Source organism: Pseudovibrio sp. Alg231-02, assembly GCF_900143565.1.
GTDB lineage: Bacteria > Pseudomonadota > Alphaproteobacteria > Rhizobiales > Stappiaceae > Pseudovibrio.
Genome location: NZ_FREX01000001.1, coordinates 888,347 through 907,804 on the forward strand (window position 1 = coordinate 888,347; position 19,458 = coordinate 907,804).

The following is a 19,458-nucleotide window of genomic DNA, read 5'->3' on the forward strand; positions in this document are numbered from 1 at the left end:
AAGGGCCCAGGACCTATCCCGGGCTCTTGTCCTGCCCTATTCTCAATCTGATATATTAAGCTGACAGATTTTAGGAGTGCGATATGGCGGAATATGAACTTCAGTGTTTTGCGCAAAGCGGCAATGCCTACAAGGTTGCGCTGATGCTGGAGCTTTCCCAGGCATCATGGACCCCGACGTGGGTTGATTTTTTCAATGGTGCAACCCGCGATCCTGAGTTCCGCAGCGAGCAGAACGAGATGGGGGAGATTCCCGTGCTGATCCACGGGGAAACACGGCTGACCCAGTCTGCCGTGATACTGGAATACCTTTCCCAGCAGCTTGGCACATTTGGCTGGGAGAGCGAGGAAGAACGCCGGGAAATTTTGCGCTGGCTTTTCTGGGATAACCACAAGCTGACCAGCTATGTGGCAACCCTGCGCTATATGCGAGCCATGGTGAAGACCGGTGAAACCGATGTGACCCGCTTTTTTGAAGGCCGGACCATCGCCACGTTGAAGGTGCTGGACCAGCGCCTTGCGAACAGTGACTTCCTTGTTGGAAATCGCCCGACAATCGCAGACCTTTCGGTGTGCGGATACTTGTTTTGGCCAGAAGAGATTGGTGTGGACTTCGGCCCTTATTCAAATGTGAATGCATGGCTTGAGCGGATTAAGGCCCTGCCCCATTGGGTAGCCCCTTATGACCTGATGCCCGGCCACCCCTTGCCTACACCAGCCTGACCAATTTTTGCGGAGGACAATATGGCAGACGCCCTTATATTCGATCATGTGCGCACCCCACGCGGGCGCGGCAAGAAAGACGGCTCCTTGCATGAAGTTTCGACAGCGCGCCTTGCAGCGAACGCTCTTGAAGCCATCAGAGACCGTAATGAGCTTGATACCAAGCTTGTAGACGATGTTGTGCTTGGCTGTGTTGACCCAGTGGGTGACGCAGGCTCTGACATTGCACGCGCTGCTGTCTTCGCAGCAGATTATGACCGCTCAGTCCCTGGTATGCAGATCAACCGCTTTTGTGCGTCTGGTCTGGATGCGGTGAATATGGGTGCCTCGCAGATCATGGCCGGTCAAAACCAACTGGTTATTTCCGGTGGTGTTGAAGCGATGAGCCGTGTTGGTCTTGGTGCTTCTGGTGGCCCTTGGCCTGCTGACCCGCAGGTGGCTATTCCTGCTTACTTCATGCCTCAGGGTGTTTCTGCTGACCTGATCTCCACCAAATACGGGTTCTCCCGTGATGACGTGGATGCATATTCTGTAGAAAGCCAGCGCCGTGCGAAACAGGCATGGGATGAAGGCCGCTTCAAGAACTCAGTTGTTCCTGTGCGCGACATCAATGGCCTGACCATTTTGGACCGTGATGAGCACATGCGCCCTGAAACAAACATGCAGTCCCTTGCAGGTTTGAACCCATCCTTTGAAATGATGGGCAGTATGGGTGGCTTTAACGCTGTAGGTATTCAGGCACATCCTGAGATCGAAAAGATCAACCACATGCACCATGCTGGTAACTCCTCCGGTATCGTGGATGGTGCTGCGGCTGTGTTGATGGGTACGAAAGAGGCTGGTGAGGCTTATGGCCTGAAAGCACGCGCACGCATCAAAGCGTTTGCAAACATCGGTTCTGATCCGGCTTTGATGCTGACAGGCCCGGTTGACGTGACCGAGAAGCTTTTGAAAAACGCTGGCATGGAAATTGGCGATATCGACCTGTTTGAACTGAACGAAGCCTTTGCTGCTGTTGTTCTGCGCTACATGCAGGCGTTTGAGATTGACCACGCCAACATGAACGTAAACGGTGGTGCAATTGCAATGGGTCACCCACTTGGTGCAACCGGCGCAATGATCCTTGGTACAGTTCTTGATGAGCTGGAGCGCCAGGACAAAAACACTGCTCTTGTTACGCTGTGTATTGGTGCTGGCATGGGCACAGCAACCATCATTGAGCGCGTTTAAGGGGAGAGACGAACATGACTTACACACACTTTACCCTTGAAACCGATGCGGACGGCTTTGCAGTTCTGAAATGGGACTCGTCTGAAAAGCCGATGAACGTGTTTGACGAGTCCGTCATTAACGAGCTGGACAAAATCATCGACGACATCACCGCTGATGACGCCATCAAAGGTGTTGTGGTTGCGTCTGGCAAGAAAGCGTTTTCCGCTGGTGCTGACCTTTCCATGATTGGCAAAGCTCTTGCCGGCTTTAAAAAGCGTCAGAGCGTTGATCCGGAAGGCGCTGCGAAAGAACTGTTTGAAGGCACTCGCAAGCTTTCTCTCGTGTTCCGTAAAATGGAAACCTCCGGCAAGCCATATGTGGCTGCGATCAACGGCGTTTCCATGGGCGGTGGCACCGAGCTGGCGTTGGCCTGTCACAAGCGTATCGGCGCTGAGGAAAGCCTGAAGATGGCTCTTCCTGAAGTGAAGGTTGGCCTGTTCCCAGGTGCTGGTGGCACACAGCGTGTTATGCGTTTGGTTGGTGACCTTCAGGGCGGTCTGCAGTTCCTGCTGATGGGTCAGAACCTTGATGCGAAGAAGGCCATGCGCCTGAAGCTGATTGACGCTGTTGCGCCTGAAGCTGAGCTGGTTTCTGCTGCCAAGAAGATGCTGAGCGAAGGTGTTGACCCAGTTGCGCCTTGGGACAAGAAGGGCTTCAAAATCCCAACCGGTAAGGTTTACTCCCCATCCGGTATGCAGTTCTGGCCTGCTGCAAACGCGATTTACCGTCAGAACACCTACGACAACTACCCGGGCGCACGCTACATGCTGCACTCTGTTGTTGAAGGCCTGATGGTACCAATGGACACTGGCCTGACCATTGAGAGCCGTTACTTTGCCCATGTTCTGCAGAGCAAGGAAGCTGCCGCCATGGTTCGCTCCCTGTTTGGTTCCATGCAGGAGCTGAACAAAGGGGCTCGCCGTCCAGCTGGTGTGCCTGAGACACAACTGAAGAAGGTTGGTGTGCTTGGCGCTGGCATGATGGGTGCAGGCATTGCTTACGTGACAGCAAAAGCTGGCCTTGAGGTTGTTCTGATCGACCAGTCTCAGGAAGCTGCTGACAAAGGCAAAGCTTACTCTGAAGGCCTTTTGGACAAAGCTATCAAGCGCAGCAAGTCTACTCCTGAGAAAAAAGAGAAACTGCTGAGCCTGATCACTGCGACGACTGACTACAACGCCCTGAGCGATGTAGATCTGGTAATCGAAGCTGTGTTCGAAGACCGTGAAGTGAAACGCGTTGTGACCGAGAAAGCAGAAGCAGCAATGCCAGCTTCCGCAGTTTACGCATCCAACACGTCTACGCTTCCGATCACCTCTCTGGCAGAAGCGTCATCGCGTCCAGCTGACTTCATCGGCATTCACTTCTTCTCCCCAGTGGACAAGATGATGCTTGTTGAGATCATTTTGGGTGAGAAGACTGAGGACAAGGCAACAGCTGTTGCACTGGACTACGTGAAGGCCATCAAGAAGACCCCGATTGTTGTGAATGACAGCCGTGGTTTCTACACCTCCCGCGTGGTCGGCACTTACGTTCGTGAAGGCATCATGATGCTTTCCGATGGCGTTCCGGCAGCGATGATCGAGAATGCTGGCAAGATGGCAGGCATGCCTGTTGGTCCGCTGTCTCTGGGTGATGAAGTTGCTCTGGACCTTGCCTGGAAGATTAAGGAAGCGACCAAGAAAGACCTTGGCGATGCTTATCCTACCAGCGGTTTTGACACCATTTTGGATGCAATGGTTGTTAAGAACGAGCGTTTTGGCCGTAAGAACACCAAGGGCTTTTACGACTACAAAGGCAAGGACAAGGCTCTGTGGCCTGGCATTACTGACATCACAGGCCCTTCCAAGTCTGCCGATGAGTTTGACATTGAAGAACTGAAGGACCGTCTTTTGGGCATTCAGGCTCTTGAAACCGCGCGCGTGTTTGAAGAGAACTGCCTGACGGACGTTCGTGAAGCAGACGTTGGCTCTATCCTCGGCTTCGGCTTTGCACCATTCTCCGGTGGCACGCTGTCCTACATCGACGGCATCGGCACCAAAGAGTTTGTAGAGCGCTGTGACAGGCTGGCTGCAAAATGGGGCGACCGCTTCGCACCAAACAAACAGCTGCGCGCAATGGCCGACGCTGGCGAGACCTACTACGGTAAGTTCTCCCCTGCCGAGGCTGTCGCAGAAGCTGCTGAGTAAGACAGATTTGGCTGGGCTTTATTGCTCAGCCCTCTGGTTTGAGATTGAACCGCCGGTGGGAGAAATCTCATCGGCGTTTTCTATGCAGAAACATCTAGACTAACAGGCTTGAACTCGTATTTCTTTTCACGGCTATTAGCCTCGATCAACTGGAACCCATTTCGAGTATAGAAAGCGTTTACTCGACTTTCTGGAAAAGTTTCGAGGATGATCGGCTTGCCCTGCTCTCTTGCAAGGCGTTTCATTTGCGACAGAACCTCACTTCCAACTCCACGACCTTGAGCTTCTGGCCGAAGATAAAGGCGCTCCAGATACAAGTGGTCTTCACGATCCCACAAAACGTAGAAGCCTAGGGTCTCACCTTCCATGATGATCTTTCGTGTGGATGTTGGATCAAACGTGCTCTGAAACTTCTCCCGATAAAGCGCATGGTCAAACATTCCATTCGCAGCCCATTCATCTTTCATGGCCTCCTGCCGAATGTCCGCAAGTAGACCGAAATCGGACTTGGCCGCAGCTTCCAGAGTAAAACTCTTAACCACACATGAGCACTGCAAAGGCACCCATTCATACAGCTTCTCCTCTTCCCTCTCCTCAATCAGCTCAAACCCATGGCGGAGGTAGAATGCGTTGGCACGGCTTTGGGGGAGGACTTCGAGGCGGTTTGGAGTTGGAAGGCTGGTTCAGGGGTGAACTCGTAAATGTTCTCGTAGCCTTCCGAATGGATCACTGAGAAACCATGGGTCTGATAGAATTCGTTGGAGCGACTGATCCTGAGAGCGTCAAGGCGTATTGGCTTACCGGCTCCCACGGCAATCTCTTTCAGTTGACGAAGTACTTTTGAGCCAATCCCCTTCCCCTGCGCAGAGGGATGCAGGAACAGCATGTCCAGATAGAAATGGTCCGGATGGGAATGGAATGCATAAAATCCGCAGAGTTTTTCATTCTGAAAAATCTTTGTCGTTACCTGCGGTCTGAAATCTTCAAAGAAATGACTGCGTGCAAGTGGATAGTCCGTCAGACCATTGGCAGCCCATTCCTCCTTCATAGCCTCATGTCGCAGGTCTGTTAGTTGCTCAGCATCGGCCTGTTCAGCTGGTTTCAAACTGAAAGAAGGCTTCGTTTGCTCAATATCGTTGGGTGTGAACTCGTAGTAGTTGTTGAAGTCCACGTTGTGCGTGAAGTTGAAGCCTTGCGCCAGATAGAACTTGTTGGAGTTGCTGATACGCAGCGCTCCAAGCCGGATTGACTTGTTCAGCTGCGTAGCTTGTTCTTTGATGTTTGTAACAATCTGCCCACCGATACCCTGCCCTTGGGTTGTTGGGTGCAGGTAGATCATGTCTAAATGGATATGATCTTCGTACTCATGCACTGCTGTGAAGCCGAGCAACTTTTCGTCTAGCACAATCTTTAGTGTGGCTTCCGGTTTGTAGTCTTCAAAGAAATGTCTGCGGGCAAGGGCATAGTCTGTGAGATTATTAGCTGCCCATTCGTCTTTCATCGCTTCATGGCGCAGGTCTGCGAGCTGTTTGATGTCTTCCGGTTCAGCGCGTTTCAGAATGAAAGTTGGTGCACTCTGCGGCATGCTTTCCAGCGGGAGTTCGTAGTAGTTGTCGAACTCTGCACTGTGGGTGTGCTGGAAACCGTGGCGCTGGTAGAAGGCGTTGGCTTTGCTTTGTTTCAACGCACCGAGGCGGATTGGCTTTCCTTTTGAGAACGCATGCGCTTTGATCCGGGAGATCACGGCGGCTCCTATGCCACCTCCCTGAGCGCTTGGGTGGATGTAGAGGTGGTCGAGCCAGATGTAATCCTGGCGGTCCCGCAGTACATAGAACCCCAAAATCTGTTGTCCTGAGACGAGTTTGAAGGTGTCTTCACAGACAAAGCTGTTCAGGAAACGTTTGCGCGCTCGGTCAGGGTCGAAACGGCCCAGCGCTTCAAGGCTTTCGCGCATGGACTGGACGCGGATGTTTGCGAGGAGGTCTGCGTCTTCCGATTCCGCAGCGTAGACAATAAACGGCACACCAATAACTTTCAGCAATAACCTGAGCGTACAATTTGGATTTGCATCTATGCAATATCCCTCAGGCTTCCTATATAGAAATCAATGTTAAGCAGTATGCACTAAACTTAGGACAGTCAAACTGCTTTGACCTTTTATTGCAGTGCGTTTCCTTATCCGAAAAGCGGTTTTCAGCATTCGGGGATACGCTTTGGTGTAGCGGAGATTTTGATGTCAAACGATAAGTTCAACCGTTTTCTTGGAGACTCGCCGGGGCGCGTTCTCATTCGGCTGATTTTTCTATCTTTGATTGTCGGGATTGTTTTGTCCGCGCTGGACTTTTCACCGCTGAGCCTGATCTATTCTGTGCAGGATTTCTTTGTCAGGATCTGGAATATGGGCTTCTCAGCGATTGAACGCTTTGGCTCCTACTTCTTCCTTGGAGCCATCGTCGTGGTGCCACTGTGGTTCATTACTCGCCTTATGAACTGGCGCGGGCGTTAACCGCGCCTGCTCCGGCAGAGAAACCACTACTGCATACAGATGTTGTGTATGTTGGTTGACAGGTTGTCGAAGATCTCCGGATCTTCGCTCGTGTTGCCAATCAAAACGGCAACTTCCAGTGCTGCAAGCACGAAATCGGATTTCACCAGCGCTTCTTCAGAGGACCAGCTGCCACTGTATTCCAACAGGTCCGCCAACCAGACACGGTTGCGGCGCGCGAAAGTCGCAGCAAGTTCCTGAAGCTCATCTGGCAGCTCTTCATCCTTGTCGCCCAGCACTGCTGAGAGGAACAGCTCACCACCGTCTGCCATGCCTGCCTGAAAGGCGGCAATGTAGGTATCCAGCGCTCTGCGAAAGTGAGGAGTTTGCGTGGCAGGGTCACCCAGGATCTGCAGGAAGCGGTCGATATACCTTTGCAGCACGGCATGCTCTACCCCCTTATTGGAAGAGAACATTTTCGAGATATCCTGCTCGCTTGTTCCAGTACTGCTGGCAAGCTGGTCGACATCCAAGCCCAACAGCCCGCTTTCCCGGATCATGTAATCCGCAGTATCCAGTACAACGCTTCTATTGGTGACTACAACACCCATATGTGTCTCCTAGCCTTCCGAGGCATTTTATTTGCACTTTACGGAGGGGATACTGCGCATTTTTCATAAAATGGCAAGACACATTTACCTATTCAGTTCTTAATGGTGGAATATTACATTTAACTAAAATTTTATATAAATAGGACTTGTTTTTGAATCATAAGTACTTCGCTGCCACTCGGTACAGATTTGAATGCCGGTTAACCAATAGTCGAAGATTATACGAATAACCACCTCCCAGCACACCTGCAAGTGGAAGCCCCTCATTCCTTACCAGTTTAAAGACCAGTTCCTCTCGTTTTCGCAGTCCCTCATCAGAGAGTGCAAGGCGCCCTAAACGGTCATCATGATGAGGGTCAACGCCTGCATTGAAGAACACCAGATCGGCTTTGAAACTGGTGAGAACCTGTTTGAGCGTGTCCTCCAGGATCTCAAGATATTCATCATCCTCCATGCCATCGGTCAGGGGTACATCCAGTGTGGAGGCCTTCTTGCGGACGGGGTAGTTCTTTTCTGAATGGAGGGAGAGGGTGAAGACGCTGGTGTCATGGGCGAAGATATCGGCAGTCCCGTCTCCCTGATGGACATCCAGATCAATAATGAGCACGCGGCGTACCATGCGCATGGCCTGTACCGCCCTCACTGCAACGGCCACATCATTGAACACGCAAAATCCTGCTCCTTGTGCAATGCGGGCATGGTGCGACCCACCGGCGGTGTTGCAGGCGACGCCATACTCCAGCGCTAGCATTGCCGTGAGCAGAGACCCACCTGTTGCGCATTGCGCACGGAAGGAAACGCTTTGGGTCATGGGAAAGCCGATCTCACGCGCGACGGCGTGAGGAACATTACAGCTGAGGACCTGATCTACATAGTCTTTTGCGTGCACCCGCAGCAGGTCTTGTCTGGAGATTGGTTCCGGCTCGTGGAAATCATAGAGTGCACCATCTGGATCGGTTTGCTTCAACCACTGAGCTACTTCCGCATATTTGCGCATTGGAAACCGGTGGTTTTCCGGAATGTCTGCCGTGTAAGCAGGATGGTGCACGATTGGGAGCTTCACAGGGGCAGTACCTTCTTAGAATTCGCTTTTACTTTCTCGTTTCCTTATCCGAAAACCGGTTCCCACGTTTCGGAGATACATTCTTATCTATAGCAGTTCTACGCGATATGGTATGGACAAACGCAGAACAAACAAATATGCAAATGATACTTTGATTATCCAATCCATTTTGAGCTGCTTGCTGGTGCTGCACTCGTGCGTTTGAAGGTTTCCCGCGTGTCTACAAGTTTCAAGGTGACGAACCGCTCTTTCCTTGCGCTCGCCGTTCCTATGACACTGGCGTATATCTCCACTCCTTTATTGGGGCTGGTTGATACCGCGGTGATTGGACAGTTGCATGATGCTGCCCTTTTGGGTGGTCTGGCTGTTGGTACGATCCTTTTTGATGTAATTGGCGCTTTCTTCTACTTCTTGCGAGCCGGAACGACAGGCCTTGCCGCACAGGCTCTTGGTGCCAACAATGGCAATGAACTGCGTGCAGTGCTCGCCCGTGCCCTTTTGCTGGGTATTATTGGTGGCATTGTCGTCATCTTTTTACAGTGGCCGCTTCTGACGTTTGGCTTGCCCATTATTGGCGGGACGGATGCGGTGCAGGAAGCTGCGGCGACATACTTTGCGATCCGTGCGTTTTCAGCACCGTTTGTGCTTGCCAACTATTCTATTCTTGGCTGGTATCTGGGCCTCAGCAAAGCCGGTATCGGACTGCTTATTCAAACCTTCCTGAATGTCATCAATATGGTGCTTTCTGTTGTGTTTGTGCTCCGGTTTGACTGGGGCATTCCCGGTGTCGCTGTGGCAACCTTTATTGCCGAAATGCTGACATTTGGCCTTGGTCTTTTTCTGATCAAGCGCGAACTCCGCGGCGCACGTTTGCCTTCGTTTTCTCAGATCATCATTTGGGAGAAACTGAAGCCGATGCTGGCGCTGAACCGGGACATCATGATCCGGTCCATGGTGATGCTGTTTGCCTTCGGCTTCTTTACCTCTCGCAGTGCTGCTCAGGGAGAAGTGGTGCTTGCCGCCAATGCTGTGCTTGAGAAGTTCATTCTGATCGCAGCATTCTTTCTGGATGGTACGGCATCAGCTGCAGAACAGGTAATTGGGCAAGCAATCGGGGCTAAACAGAGGACTGCCTTCCGCAAAGCCCTGCGGCTCTCCATCGGCTGGGGCTTTGGGCTTTCCTTTGGTGCTGCGGTTGTATTGTGGGTAGCTGGCGGACCGGTTATTGACCTGCTGACAACGCATACAGAGGTGCGAGAAACAGCGCGGACTTATATGATCTGGGCTGTACTGACGCCGATCATTGGCACATTGGCCTTCCAGATGGATGGCATATTTATTGGCGCGACATGGTCTCAGGATATGAGAAACTCTGTTGTGGTCTCCACCATCCTGTTCCTTGCCAGCTATTACCTGCTTTATCCGCTCTACGGAAACCACGGTCTGTGGTTCTCATTGCTGGTGTTCTTCGGGGCGCGTGGTTTGACCCTTAGTTATCTCTGCGTGGTTCGCGAACGCCAGTATTTTGGAGCACTCCAAAAGGCATAATTTCAGGACTTCCTCAGCTGAAAGCAGATTGTCTTGCCCGATATGCATACCCGGGCAAGACGCAAGTCACATGCTAAGCAATGTCGATGGTGACTTTGCCCATGTGCTGTGCCTGATCCATGTAGGCATAGGCCTCGTCGATCTGGGACATGAAGAAAGATTTGTCTATGAGCGGTTTGATCTGGTGCTTGGAAACAAACGCACACAGGTTCTCAAAATAAACACGGGAGCCGACCAGAACACCCGACAGCGACGAGTTATTCAGGACAAGCTGGCTGATATTCTCGGGGGCGTGTGCCCAACCAGTCAGAACACCCACTTGTGTAATCAGGCCATGTGCGGCAACAGCACGTATGGATCGCTCCAGTGTTTCCTTCCCGCCAAGGTCCAGAACCACATCAGCGCCATGCCCATCTGTCAGTTCTCTCAGTTCGACATCCCAATCTGGTGTTGTTTTATAGTTGATGGTGATGTCCGCTCCCATCTCCTTTGCTTTCTCCAGCTTTTCATCTGAAGAGCTGATGAGGACAACGCGGGCTCCAAACGCTTTGGCGAGTTGCAGAGCGAAGATGGCAACACCACCCGTGCCTTGTATCAGAACGGTATCTTCTGATCGCAAAGCCCTGTGTTGCTCAAAAAGGGCATGCCATGCTGTGACGCCAGCGCAAGGGAGTGTTGCGGCTTCCTGAAAGCTCATATGATCTGGCACACCCACAAGAGTATCCTGATGAAATTTCGCTTGCTCTCTTAAAACGCCCGGCTGATCAGCTGAGCTGATTGCGGAAGATAATGCGCTTGGCTGGAATGGGCCTTCGAGCCAGTCCTGAAAGAAGGTTGGCATGACACGGTCTCCAACAGACCATTTTGTGACTTGCTCACCTACAGCAATGACTTCCCCTGCCCCATCGGACAAAGGCACAAGATCCGCTGGCATTTCACCGTACTGGCCTTTTCGGATCATCTGATCTCGTGCATTCAGGCTTGCGGACTGCAGAGCAATCTTCACTTCGAATGGTCCAAGCGGTTCTGCAGGGAACTTATGGGAGCTGAATGTATTGCCGTTTAAAACGATGCCCTGATGATGATTTTGCGCGTGATTAGGAACGGTCATTGAATGATCTCTTAATGAAATTATATGGGGCAGGCCTTGGCTGCCTTGAAGGTTTTGTTGAGTTGATGCGCCTGATCACACGGCGCAGGCAACGTGCTGCTTGATGTGATCAGGCGTGGCACCTGCTTTTAGCTGGTCAGTTTGCTTGCAATTGTTGCGACGTGGCGCCCCTGATCGCGGGCCAGTTTCAACTCATCCACACTTGGCTGGCGAGAGCCATCCGGGCCAGCAATGGTGCTCGCGCCATATGGGGAACCGCCGCGCACTTCTGTAATATTGAAGAGTTCCGGACTTGAGTACGGCAGGCCAACAATCATCATGCCGTGGTGCGCCAGTGTCGACCAGAAGCTGGTGATGGTTGTCTCGTTACCACCGCCTGTTCCGGTGGATGTGAACACCGAGCCGACCTTACCAATCAGCTTGCCACCAGCCCACAACCCTCCGGTTTGATCCAGAAAGTTACGCATCTGCGATGCCATATTGCCAAAGCGCGTTGGGGTACCAAAAATGATGGCGTCATAATCCGCCAGCTCACCCGGCTGCGCAATTGGCGCCTGTTGATCAAGCTTGAAGTGACCGTTTACAGCAACTTCTTCCGGCACAAGTTCCGGCACGCGCTTCACAACCACAGTTGTTCCAGCGACATCTTCAGCCCCCTCACGGATGGCCTCTGCCATGGTTTCGATGTGGCCGTAGCTTGAGTAATATAAAACGAGAACTTTGGTCATGGGTCTTCCTTCATGTTGCTCTTACAGTGAAGGTAAAGCACCGACATAAATGAACAATATCACATTAAATAGAATATCTGTTCATTATATATTGACAGTCGTAGAGATTTTCGTGCCACTCAGTGGATGGCGGATATCTTTGGCTGGTGTTCTCACAAAGAAAAAGGCCAGACTTCCTGCGAAGCCCGGCCTCACTTATCGATAGGTGTGAGCCTCAGTTCTCCAGCGATTTATCGGCCCAGATGTCATTGTCGATGCCGACAAGTTCCTGCAAGTTGGCAACCTTGCGGGCAGCAACGAGGCGGGACAGGTGGTGGTTGATCTTCTTCACCAGCGTTTGTCCTTCATAAACCATGCCGGAATAGAGCTGTATCTGGTTTGCGCCTGCAAAGATCTTCGCTGCGGCTTTTTCTGGTGTGTCTACACCACCAACGCCAAAGAGCGGCAGATCCGGACCGACTGCACGTCGGGTTTTCGCCAATGCAATGGTGGCTCGTTCAAACAGCGGTGCGCCTGACAGCCCGCCTGCCTCTTTGGCCTGCTGCTGATCCTTCAGCGTGGCTGGACGGGCGATGGTGGTGTTGGAGACAATCATGCCATCGACGTTGCTGGTCAGGACGACTTCTGCGATCTCTTTCAGCGCCTCGTCTGCCACGTCTGGGGCGATTTTGAGCATGACAGGCACCTTACGGCCTAAGCGGTCTTCCTGCTCGTTGCGCGCTTCCATAATGGCGGTGAGCAGATGCCCCAGTGCATCCTTCTCCTGCAAGTCCCGCAGGCCGGGTGTGTTGGGAGAGGAAATATTGGCCGTCAGGTAATCCGCCAGTTCTGCAAAGCGCTTTACACCCAGAACATAGTCCGCAACACGATCCTCTGAGAGCTTGTTGGCACCAACGTTGATGCCAAGCACTCCCGGTGTGCGGCCAGCTTTGCGGATGCGCTCGTAGACGACATCGTGGCCGTCATTGTTGAAGCCATAACGATTGATAACGGCGCGATCTGCACTCAGGCGGAAATTCCTAGGCTTTGGATTACCTTCCTGCGGCAGAGGGGTGACCGTTCCCACTTCAACGTGACCAAAGCCAAGTTTCATCAGCGGCGCGATGGCTTCGGCATTTTTATCGAAGCCTGCTGCCATGCCCACCGGGTTCTTAAAAGTCAGATCACCCCACTTGTATTCGAGAGCTTTGTCCTCGATCTGGCCGAATGTCGGCGCCAGACCTGAGGCCAGCATCTTGATGGTTGCGTTGTGGGAGGTCTCCGGGTCCAGACAATGCAGTGCCCGGATACCGACTTTGTTTATGAGGTTTTCAATCGACATTTACAGCTCCGGAAACTCGTGATTGCCATTTGCATCTAATGGCAAAGGTTTGACCCATATAGCTTTGGAGGCGGGAAACTTGCCATAGAAATGCGGGAAGAGCGTTCCACCCCGGGAGGCTTCCCACTTCATCTGGTCTTCAGGGAAATCTTCACTTTCGACGGCAATCAGCAGCAAGTCGGTTTGTCCCGCAAAGTACAGCGCTGCTGTTTCTTTCACGGTCTCGGCGCTGGAAAAGTGGATATAACCATCGGCCAGATCGATCGGTGCACCCGCAAAGAAACCGGCTGCTTCAGCTTCTTGCCAAAGCGCCTTGGGGGCGATCTTGAATATGAGGGACATGGGACTTGCCTTTCAGGAGAGACGTCTACTCAACTGAAGTCATGCTCTTACATCCACAAATTAGTGGCTGGCAACCCCTCTCTTTCGTCTAGAGCTTGCAATAGGATTTTATTCACCACATATAAGATCTCTTTGAGATGCGGGCGCAGTTGGCGTTTTAAGTCATATCTGCGTTCGTTTCAGGTGACGCCGGTGCTGCCGCAGGAGGATATATGCTGGATCACGAACACCTTTGGGCCGCACTTGATAAGCTGGCTGTGCAGCATCAATTAACGCCGTCAGGATTGGCGCGCAGAGCTGGGCTTGATCCAACCTCTTTCAATCCTTCCAAGCGGTTCGCTGCGGATGGTCGTCCGCGTTGGCCTTCTACGGAGTCGCTTGCCAAGGTGCTGGAAGTCACCCAGATGTCTTTCTCGGACTTTGCCGCTTTGCTGCAAGATAAAGCAGAGATCTCAAGTACACATTTCAGGTCTTTTCCAGCTTTTCTTTGCACGAGCGATGAGTTGAGAGAGGTTGATCCGCAACAGCTTTCCGATTTTCAGTTGGATAAATTCTGCGATAGCTTCATTTTCCCCAGTTCTCAGAGTGAGAAATTCTTCGCGCTTGAAGTTTCGAGTAATAGTTTTGAACCATACTACAGGGAAGGACAAATTCTCATCGTCTCTCCCGAGGCTTCTTTGCGGCGGCATGATCATGTTTTGATAGCAACCACGTCCGGAGATCTTCATTGCGGTGCTTTGCAACGGCAAACAAACGAGCGCATTGAATTTCGACGGGACACTCCTGACGATAAACCAAGGGTGGTTCAGGTTGCAGATCTGGTTTGGACAGCAAGAGTTTCATGGGTGAGCCAATAAGCAAACAGGGCGCTTATGCGGATTACCAAGACCACAAGTATTCTTTTTGGAGCTTTGCTTCTTGGCGCCGGGTTTTATACGCTGACAGAATACAATGCAGCGACAGCCCTACGTGGGAATGCGCGCACATTGTACCGCCCTTCCTCGTTTCCTGTTGAGCATAAGCCGACAGCAGAAGAGAAGCAGCGGGAACTGGCAGCGCTTGAAGCTGCCCGTGTTGCAGCTGAGGCAAAAATTCCCAAGACGCCGCCCAAGCATCCTCAAACACTTCGTAATGTTGGCGGCAGTCGCACGCCCCCTCCTCCTGTAACGACGCAGCTCCAACGCGTTGCACATGTTAAAGTACCTCGCAAATCCAAGCAGCCTCCTCCGAAGGAACTCGTGCTGTATCGCCCTGTTGCCGTTGACGGTGCAACTCTAAGTGATAAAAAGAAGAGAATATCCCTTCATCACATTCAGCCTGTACCGCTCAGCACAACATGCCCCAGTGAAGATGGTGAAAGATGGCCGTGCGGTATCAGAGCACGGACGGCTTTGCGTGCTTTTATCCGCCAGAAGCGTGTCACCTGCTCAGATATGAAATCAGTGCAAACAGATGAATATGCTGCTTCCTGCAGTGTGGGCAAACATGATCTTGCCACTTGGCTGATTGAAAATGGCTGGGCCAAGGCTGAACGGGATGCGCCAGATTCACTGAAAGAGATCGCGGCACGGGCTCGGCGGTCTGAGCAAGGCATCTGGCGTTCCAAGCTGGTTCAGCTGAGCGAGGATGAAACCGCAACACTGGTAAACTCCTGGGAGGAGCTGGATGATGACAGCACCTCAACCACACCGCTGGTGATGGAAGGAGAGCCAGCAATAATCTGGCGTCCACGCAACAGCGCGACTGCGGAGACGTCTGCCACCGAATAATTCATTTTTTACAGGGCCTTGGAGAATAAAAACATAATGTCAGGGTTTTGGAATACACTTAAACGAGAGGCCTGCTTTCTTGCAGGTGCAGCAACCACAGCCTTCTTCTTTCTGGCTGGGGCGGATCTCTTATTGCCCACCTCCGGTCTCTTTGTGCAGATGTTCTGTTTCATCTGGCTTTTCGGTGTCATGCTGTGGTGCGCCTTTGGCGTGGTGCGCCATGCAGACTGTCTGGCCGTCATTCTTGGTGAGCCCTATGGAACGTTGATCCTGACGCTCTCGGTGATCGGCATTGAGGTCTCCCTGATCGTTTCCATTATGCTTACAGGTGGGACGAATGAGCCTCTGGCCCGGGATACGATGCTGGCGGTGCTCAATATCGTGCTGAATGGCATGGTGGGTATCAGTCTGCTTCTGGGAGGGCTCAAGTACGGGGAACAGCCTTTCAACACACAGGGCGCCCGCTCTTTCCTTTCAGTCCTTATTCCGCTCGCTACTTTTTCTCTGATCCTTCCCCGCTATACGACCTCAACAGCTGACCCTTCCCTTTCGACGGGACAGCAGATCTCATTTGCGGTGATGATCAGCCTGCTCTATGCGATCTTCCTTGCCACTCAGAGCATCCGGCATAAGTCTTTCTTCATTCAGCCTAAACCACACTCTGGTGTGGCTCTGTCCTTCCTGATGGCGAAGGATGAAGTTGAAGACGATAAGCATGCTCACGATGATGATGATCATCATGATCTGGAGATCTATTCAACCAGCTATCACGCGATCTTCCTAATCCTGACCATGCTGCCGATTGTTCTGCTTTCCAAAAAGTTCGCGGTGCTGGTGGACTTTGGCATTGCCAGCTTTCATATGCCTGCTGCGTTTGGTGGTGTTCTCGTTGCGCTTCTGGTTCTTACTCCTGAAGGCTTGGGCAGCTTCCGTGCGGCACTTTCAAACAGGTTACAACGCTCCGTGAACATCTGTCTTGGATCAGCTCTGGCGACCATCGGTTTGACAGTCCCGGCTGTCCTGATCGCAGCCGGGATCTTTGACATTCACATTGTGCTGGGTGTGAAAGATACGGACATGATCCTGCTCCTCCTGACACTCATTTTGAGTATGATCACGTTTACCGGCAGCCGAACGAACGCCCTACAGGGCGCTGTCCATCTGGTGTTGTTTATCTTTTACTTCATTCTGATCTTCCAGCCCTAGCAGATCACGCTCGACCAACTCGTTGATCACATGATCCACCCAGTGCTGATTACCAATCGGCGCTGCGTGGATTCCATCCTCGCAGAAGCCCTCAGCCGTGATCCCCGGTGTAACGGAGATAGCAATGGCACCGCGCTCATGGCACAGCTGTGTACCGACACGATTGATCATCTGTCTGCGAGGTTCCAGAACAGCGCCTAGTCCCCACGAGAGCGCGGGCACGTTCATTGGTGACATGAGGTTGGACCAGTAAATCCGGGCATGAGGGTACTTGCTACGCAATGCATAAATCAGCTCGCCGAACCCTTTCTTCCAGGCTTTGCCAGAACGGAAGTTCTTCAGGTCATTAAAACCGATACTGATGTAAATGTGTGTGTAATCGGCGTGCGGCAGATTTGGGACGACCACATCACGGATTTGGCTGGAAGTTGCAGAGTTGTTGCCAGCAGCCCGCCATTTAACAGGTCGTCCGGATACCTCTGCCATTTTGTGAGCCATCTTGCAGGTCAAGCCATTTGTCGTGTGGTCCAGCCCCACTCCGGCAACGGAAGAATCACCAACAACAAGCAGGTTGATCAACTGGCCCTGACCGGGAACCGCACCAAATTGCGGTCCTGGTGCTGGTGACAGCCTTAAGGAATTAGCACGGGCACGTAAGCCTTCGAAAATGTAGACGGGTAAAAGCGCCCAAGTTAGCCAGCTAGGAAAAGACATTAAAAAAGCCCCCTCGTTTGAGGGGGCTAATTCATCACGCTGCAAGCTCTCCTGCAAGTGCTTTTGCAATCAAACTACGAGTTTCCGGAATACCGTAGAGGGCGATAAAGGAACCAAAGCGTGGACCTTTCTCTTGCCCCAGAAGTACTTGATAAATCGCAGAGAAAAAAGTCTGTGCGACACCAGGGCGTCCATCTGGACCCGGCTTTGCGGTGTTCTGGTAACGCTCAATATTACGACCAATGTCGTAAATTGCGTTTTGGATATCGCCGCCGTCAGTCTCTGCTGGCAGGCCAGCGAGCACTTCATCCAGCTTGGTGAGCATTTCTGTCTCAACTTCATCAGCTGCTTTGAACTTCTTCGTTGGTTTCACGAAGTCGTCGTAGTAGCGGATGGCGTAGCCAACCAACTCATCCAACATCTTATGTGTTGCAGCAGAAGAGCCCGGTGCGTAGCGGGAGATGAACGCCCACAGCACGTCCTTGTTCTCTGCGTTAGATGCAGACACCAGGTTGAGCAGCATTGCGAAGGAGATCGGCATCTCTTCTTTTGGCGGAGTGCCGTAGTGAATGTGCCAGACCGGGTTCATCAGCTTCTGCGCTGCATCCATGTTGTCGAACTTGGACAGGAAGGTGCAGTACTCATCAACCGCTTTCGGGATGACGTCAAAATACAGCTTCTTCGCAGTTTTCGGCTTCTGGAAGTTGAACAGGGACAGGCTTTCCTGATTGGCGTACTGGAGCCACTCTTCCATGGTCAGGCCGTTGCCTTTGGACTTGGAGATTTTCTGGCCTTTGTCGTCCAGGAAGAGCTCGTAGTTGAAACCTTCCGGAGCAGGACCGCCCAGAGCTTTACAGATCTTGCCAGACAGATTCACGCTGTCGATCAGATCCTTACCAGCCATTTCATAGTCGATGCCCAGCGCGTACCAACGCAGCGCCCAGTCAGCTTTCCACTGACATTTGACGTTGCCGCCTGTCACTGGCACTTCAATACGCTCTTCAGTCTCAGGGTCAATGTAAGTCACAGTACCTTTTTCGACATTGCGGTCGACCATTGGCACCTGCAGCACGATACCTGTACGCGGGCAGACTGGAAGAAACGGAGAATATGTGGCCTGACGCTCTTCACCCAGAGTTGGAAGAATGATCGCCATGATCTTATCGTAGACTTCCAGCATGCGCAGGAGCGCTTTATCAAACACACCAGACTTGTAGTAGTCGGTAGAGGAGACAAAGTCGTACTCGAAGCCGAACTTATCCAGAAACGCCATGAGCTTTGCGTTGTTGGCTGCTGCAAAACTTGGGTATTCGTTGGAAAATGGATCCGGCACGCTGGTCAGTGGCTTGCCAAGAAATGACGCCATCATCTCCTGATTTGGCACGTTGGTTGGCACTTTGCGGAAGCCGTCCATATCATCTGAAAAGCAGATCAGCTTGGTCGGGATCTTGTCTTCTGTCAGCACACGAAAAGCGGTGCGCACCATGGTAGTGCGTGCAACTTCGCCAAAGGTGCCCATGTGAGGCAGACCAGATGGACCATAGCCGGTCTCGAACAAGACCGGCCCGGTCTTGGGTTTCTTCTCCAACCGTTTGACCAGTTTGCGTGCTTCTTCAAACGGCCAGGCTTTAGATACCTGTGCCGCCTCGATAAGTTCTGGGCTGAGATCGAGTTGAGGCAAACTGTTCATAGACATGGATTTTGAGATCCGTATTTGGAGATTAAATTGTAACTGAGTTTCGCTTTCCTCAGCAGGATTTAATGCCGGAAAGCTGCGCGAACTTATGTAAAACTAGCGCCCGCGTCAATGACAGTTCTCGGGTTTTCGGCTCTACCCCCTTGTATGAGGCCGGAAGCCCCCTTACCTTTGCAATCATTAACCGCCGCCAGATCATTTGGCAGAGCGAAAAACTAAAGCAAACCAAGAGGCAAAGCTTTTCGCTTTGGGGAGATATGGGTACAATAGATAGATTACTGAGCGTAGAAGAAGCCCTCATTCATGTGATGGTGATGGTTTCCGCCGCAGATAGCGCAATGAGCGATGCTGAGCTTCGCCAGCTTGGCGATATTGTGGGCATTCTCCCTGTCTTCAAAGATTTTGACGACAATAACCTGATCAAGATTACCCAGCAGTGCGCTGAGCGTCTTTCTGGCGAAAACGGCATGAACACAACACTGGCACTTGTGGCAGAGTCTTTGCCAACCAAATTGCATGACACGGCTTATGCTCTTGGTGTTGAAATTGCCGCGGCTGATCTGCGAGTTAGCCCTGAAGAAGTGCGTATGTTGCAGTTGCTGCGCGACCACCTGAAGCTGGACAAGCTGACGATTGCAGCGATTGAGCGCGGCGCACAGGCCCGCTTCCGCACGCAATAATTTA

Annotated in this window: 19 protein-coding genes; 9 read left to right on the forward strand and 10 right to left on the reverse strand. The window is 52.1% G+C overall.

From position 1 onward, the window contains the following. The first annotated feature begins 83 nt into the window (after positions 1 to 83). From DHN43_RS03865 to DHN43_RS03875, 3 genes are read left to right on the forward strand one after another with little or no spacing between them, the layout of a single operon-like run. Entirely contained in the window at positions 84 to 722 is a 639-nt protein-coding gene (locus tag DHN43_RS03865) for a glutathione S-transferase family protein (RefSeq protein WP_057464945.1), read from the forward strand. 21 nt (positions 723 to 743) lie between these two features. Beyond that, a complete protein-coding gene (locus DHN43_RS03870; RefSeq protein WP_063292170.1) occupies positions 744 to 1,952 on the forward strand; it encodes an acetyl-CoA C-acetyltransferase in 1,209 nt (402 codons plus the stop codon). Between the two features lie 14 nt (positions 1,953 to 1,966). Continuing rightward, the gene (locus DHN43_RS03875) at positions 1,967 to 4,180 is read left to right on the forward strand and encodes a 3-hydroxyacyl-CoA dehydrogenase NAD-binding domain-containing protein (RefSeq protein WP_108817769.1); all 2,214 of its coding nucleotides are present in this window, start codon (positions 1,967 to 1,969) and stop codon (positions 4,178 to 4,180) included. An 80-nt stretch (positions 4,181 to 4,260) separates the two neighbouring features. Here DHN43_RS03875 and DHN43_RS03880 read toward each other — a convergent pair whose 3' ends face one another. Further along, on the reverse strand, positions 4,261 to 4,722 hold the full coding sequence (locus DHN43_RS03880) for a GNAT family N-acetyltransferase (RefSeq protein WP_108817770.1): 462 nt from the start codon (positions 4,720 to 4,722) through the stop codon (positions 4,261 to 4,263). A 56-nt stretch (positions 4,723 to 4,778) separates the two neighbouring features. After that, the gene (locus DHN43_RS03885) at positions 4,779 to 6,221 is read right to left on the reverse strand and encodes a GNAT family N-acetyltransferase (RefSeq protein ID WP_208994809.1); all 1,443 of its coding nucleotides are present in this window, start codon (positions 6,219 to 6,221) and stop codon (positions 4,779 to 4,781) included. 192 nt (positions 6,222 to 6,413) lie between these two features. On the opposite strand from DHN43_RS03885, the gene DHN43_RS03890 reads away from it, so the two are divergent. Next, positions 6,414 to 6,686, forward strand: coding sequence for a DUF6460 domain-containing protein (locus tag DHN43_RS03890; RefSeq protein WP_057464942.1), 273 nt, complete (start codon positions 6,414 to 6,416; stop codon positions 6,684 to 6,686). 26 nt (positions 6,687 to 6,712) lie between these two features. On the opposite strand, the gene DHN43_RS03895 is transcribed toward DHN43_RS03890, so the two are convergent. Both DHN43_RS03895 and DHN43_RS03900 read right to left on the reverse strand, forming a co-directional pair. Next, positions 6,713 to 7,276 (reverse strand): TetR/AcrR family transcriptional regulator, encoded by a 564-nt coding sequence (locus DHN43_RS03895; protein ID WP_108817771.1) that lies wholly within the window; start codon positions 7,274 to 7,276, stop codon positions 6,713 to 6,715. 157 nt (positions 7,277 to 7,433) lie between these two features. Then, a complete protein-coding gene (locus DHN43_RS03900) occupies positions 7,434 to 8,273 on the reverse strand; it encodes a histone deacetylase family protein (RefSeq protein ID WP_108818001.1) in 840 nt (279 codons plus the stop codon). A gap of 282 nt (positions 8,274 to 8,555) precedes the next feature. On the opposite strand from DHN43_RS03900, the gene DHN43_RS03905 reads away from it, so the two are divergent. Then, positions 8,556 to 9,887, forward strand: coding sequence for an MATE family efflux transporter (locus tag DHN43_RS03905; protein WP_108817772.1), 1,332 nt, complete (start codon positions 8,556 to 8,558; stop codon positions 9,885 to 9,887). Positions 9,888 to 9,960: 73 nt separating this feature from the next. Here the strand turns inward: DHN43_RS03905 and DHN43_RS03910 are convergent, their stop codons facing one another. The 4 genes from DHN43_RS03910 to DHN43_RS03925 form a co-directional block, all read right to left on the reverse strand. After that, positions 9,961 to 10,998 carry a zinc-dependent alcohol dehydrogenase family protein gene (locus tag DHN43_RS03910; protein ID WP_108817773.1) on the reverse strand — a complete coding sequence of 346 codons (1,038 nt, stop codon included), beginning with the start codon at positions 10,996 to 10,998 and terminating at the stop codon, positions 9,961 to 9,963. A gap of 128 nt (positions 10,999 to 11,126) precedes the next feature. After that, positions 11,127 to 11,726 (reverse strand): NAD(P)H:quinone oxidoreductase, encoded by a 600-nt coding sequence (wrbA, locus tag DHN43_RS03915; protein WP_108817774.1) that lies wholly within the window; start codon positions 11,724 to 11,726, stop codon positions 11,127 to 11,129. A gap of 214 nt (positions 11,727 to 11,940) precedes the next feature. Then, positions 11,941 to 13,047, reverse strand: a complete 1,107-nt coding sequence (locus DHN43_RS03920; protein ID WP_108817775.1) for a quinone-dependent dihydroorotate dehydrogenase — start codon at positions 13,045 to 13,047, stop codon at positions 11,941 to 11,943. Next, the gene (locus tag DHN43_RS03925; protein WP_108817776.1) at positions 13,048 to 13,389 is read right to left on the reverse strand and encodes a DUF952 domain-containing protein; all 342 of its coding nucleotides are present in this window, start codon (positions 13,387 to 13,389) and stop codon (positions 13,048 to 13,050) included. 404 nt (positions 13,390 to 13,793) lie between these two features. Between DHN43_RS03925 and DHN43_RS03930 the strand changes: the two genes are divergently transcribed. The 3 genes from DHN43_RS03930 to DHN43_RS03940 are packed head-to-tail and all read left to right on the forward strand — an operon-like array spanning position 13,794 to position 16,364. After that, entirely contained in the window at positions 13,794 to 14,246 is a 453-nt protein-coding gene (locus tag DHN43_RS03930) for a S24 family peptidase (RefSeq protein ID WP_208994811.1), read from the forward strand. Between the two features lie 15 nt (positions 14,247 to 14,261). Then, complete coding sequence (locus DHN43_RS03935; protein WP_108817778.1) at positions 14,262 to 15,158, forward strand: thermonuclease family protein; 897 nt, start codon at positions 14,262 to 14,264, stop codon at positions 15,156 to 15,158. 36 nt (positions 15,159 to 15,194) lie between these two features. Next, positions 15,195 to 16,364: a calcium:proton antiporter gene (locus DHN43_RS03940; RefSeq protein WP_108817779.1), complete on the forward strand. Its 1,170-nt coding sequence runs from the start codon at positions 15,195 to 15,197 to the stop codon at positions 16,362 to 16,364. Here the strand turns inward: DHN43_RS03940 and DHN43_RS03945 are convergent. Together DHN43_RS03945 and DHN43_RS03950 are read right to left on the reverse strand one after the other, a co-directional pair. Further along, positions 16,302 to 17,078, reverse strand: coding sequence for an SGNH/GDSL hydrolase family protein (locus DHN43_RS03945; protein ID WP_108817780.1), 777 nt, complete (start codon positions 17,076 to 17,078; stop codon positions 16,302 to 16,304). The two genes, DHN43_RS03940 and DHN43_RS03945, sit on opposite strands and share 63 nt — an antisense overlap. A 34-nt stretch (positions 17,079 to 17,112) precedes the next feature. Beyond that, complete coding sequence (locus DHN43_RS03950; RefSeq protein WP_108817781.1) at positions 17,113 to 18,774, reverse strand: lysine--tRNA ligase; 1,662 nt, start codon at positions 18,772 to 18,774, stop codon at positions 17,113 to 17,115. Between the two features lie 266 nt (positions 18,775 to 19,040). Between DHN43_RS03950 and DHN43_RS03955 the strand changes: the two genes are divergently transcribed. Next, positions 19,041 to 19,454: a tellurite resistance TerB family protein gene (locus DHN43_RS03955; protein ID WP_063310090.1), complete on the forward strand. Its 414-nt coding sequence runs from the start codon at positions 19,041 to 19,043 to the stop codon at positions 19,452 to 19,454. Positions 19,455 to 19,458: the final 4 nt, after the last annotated feature.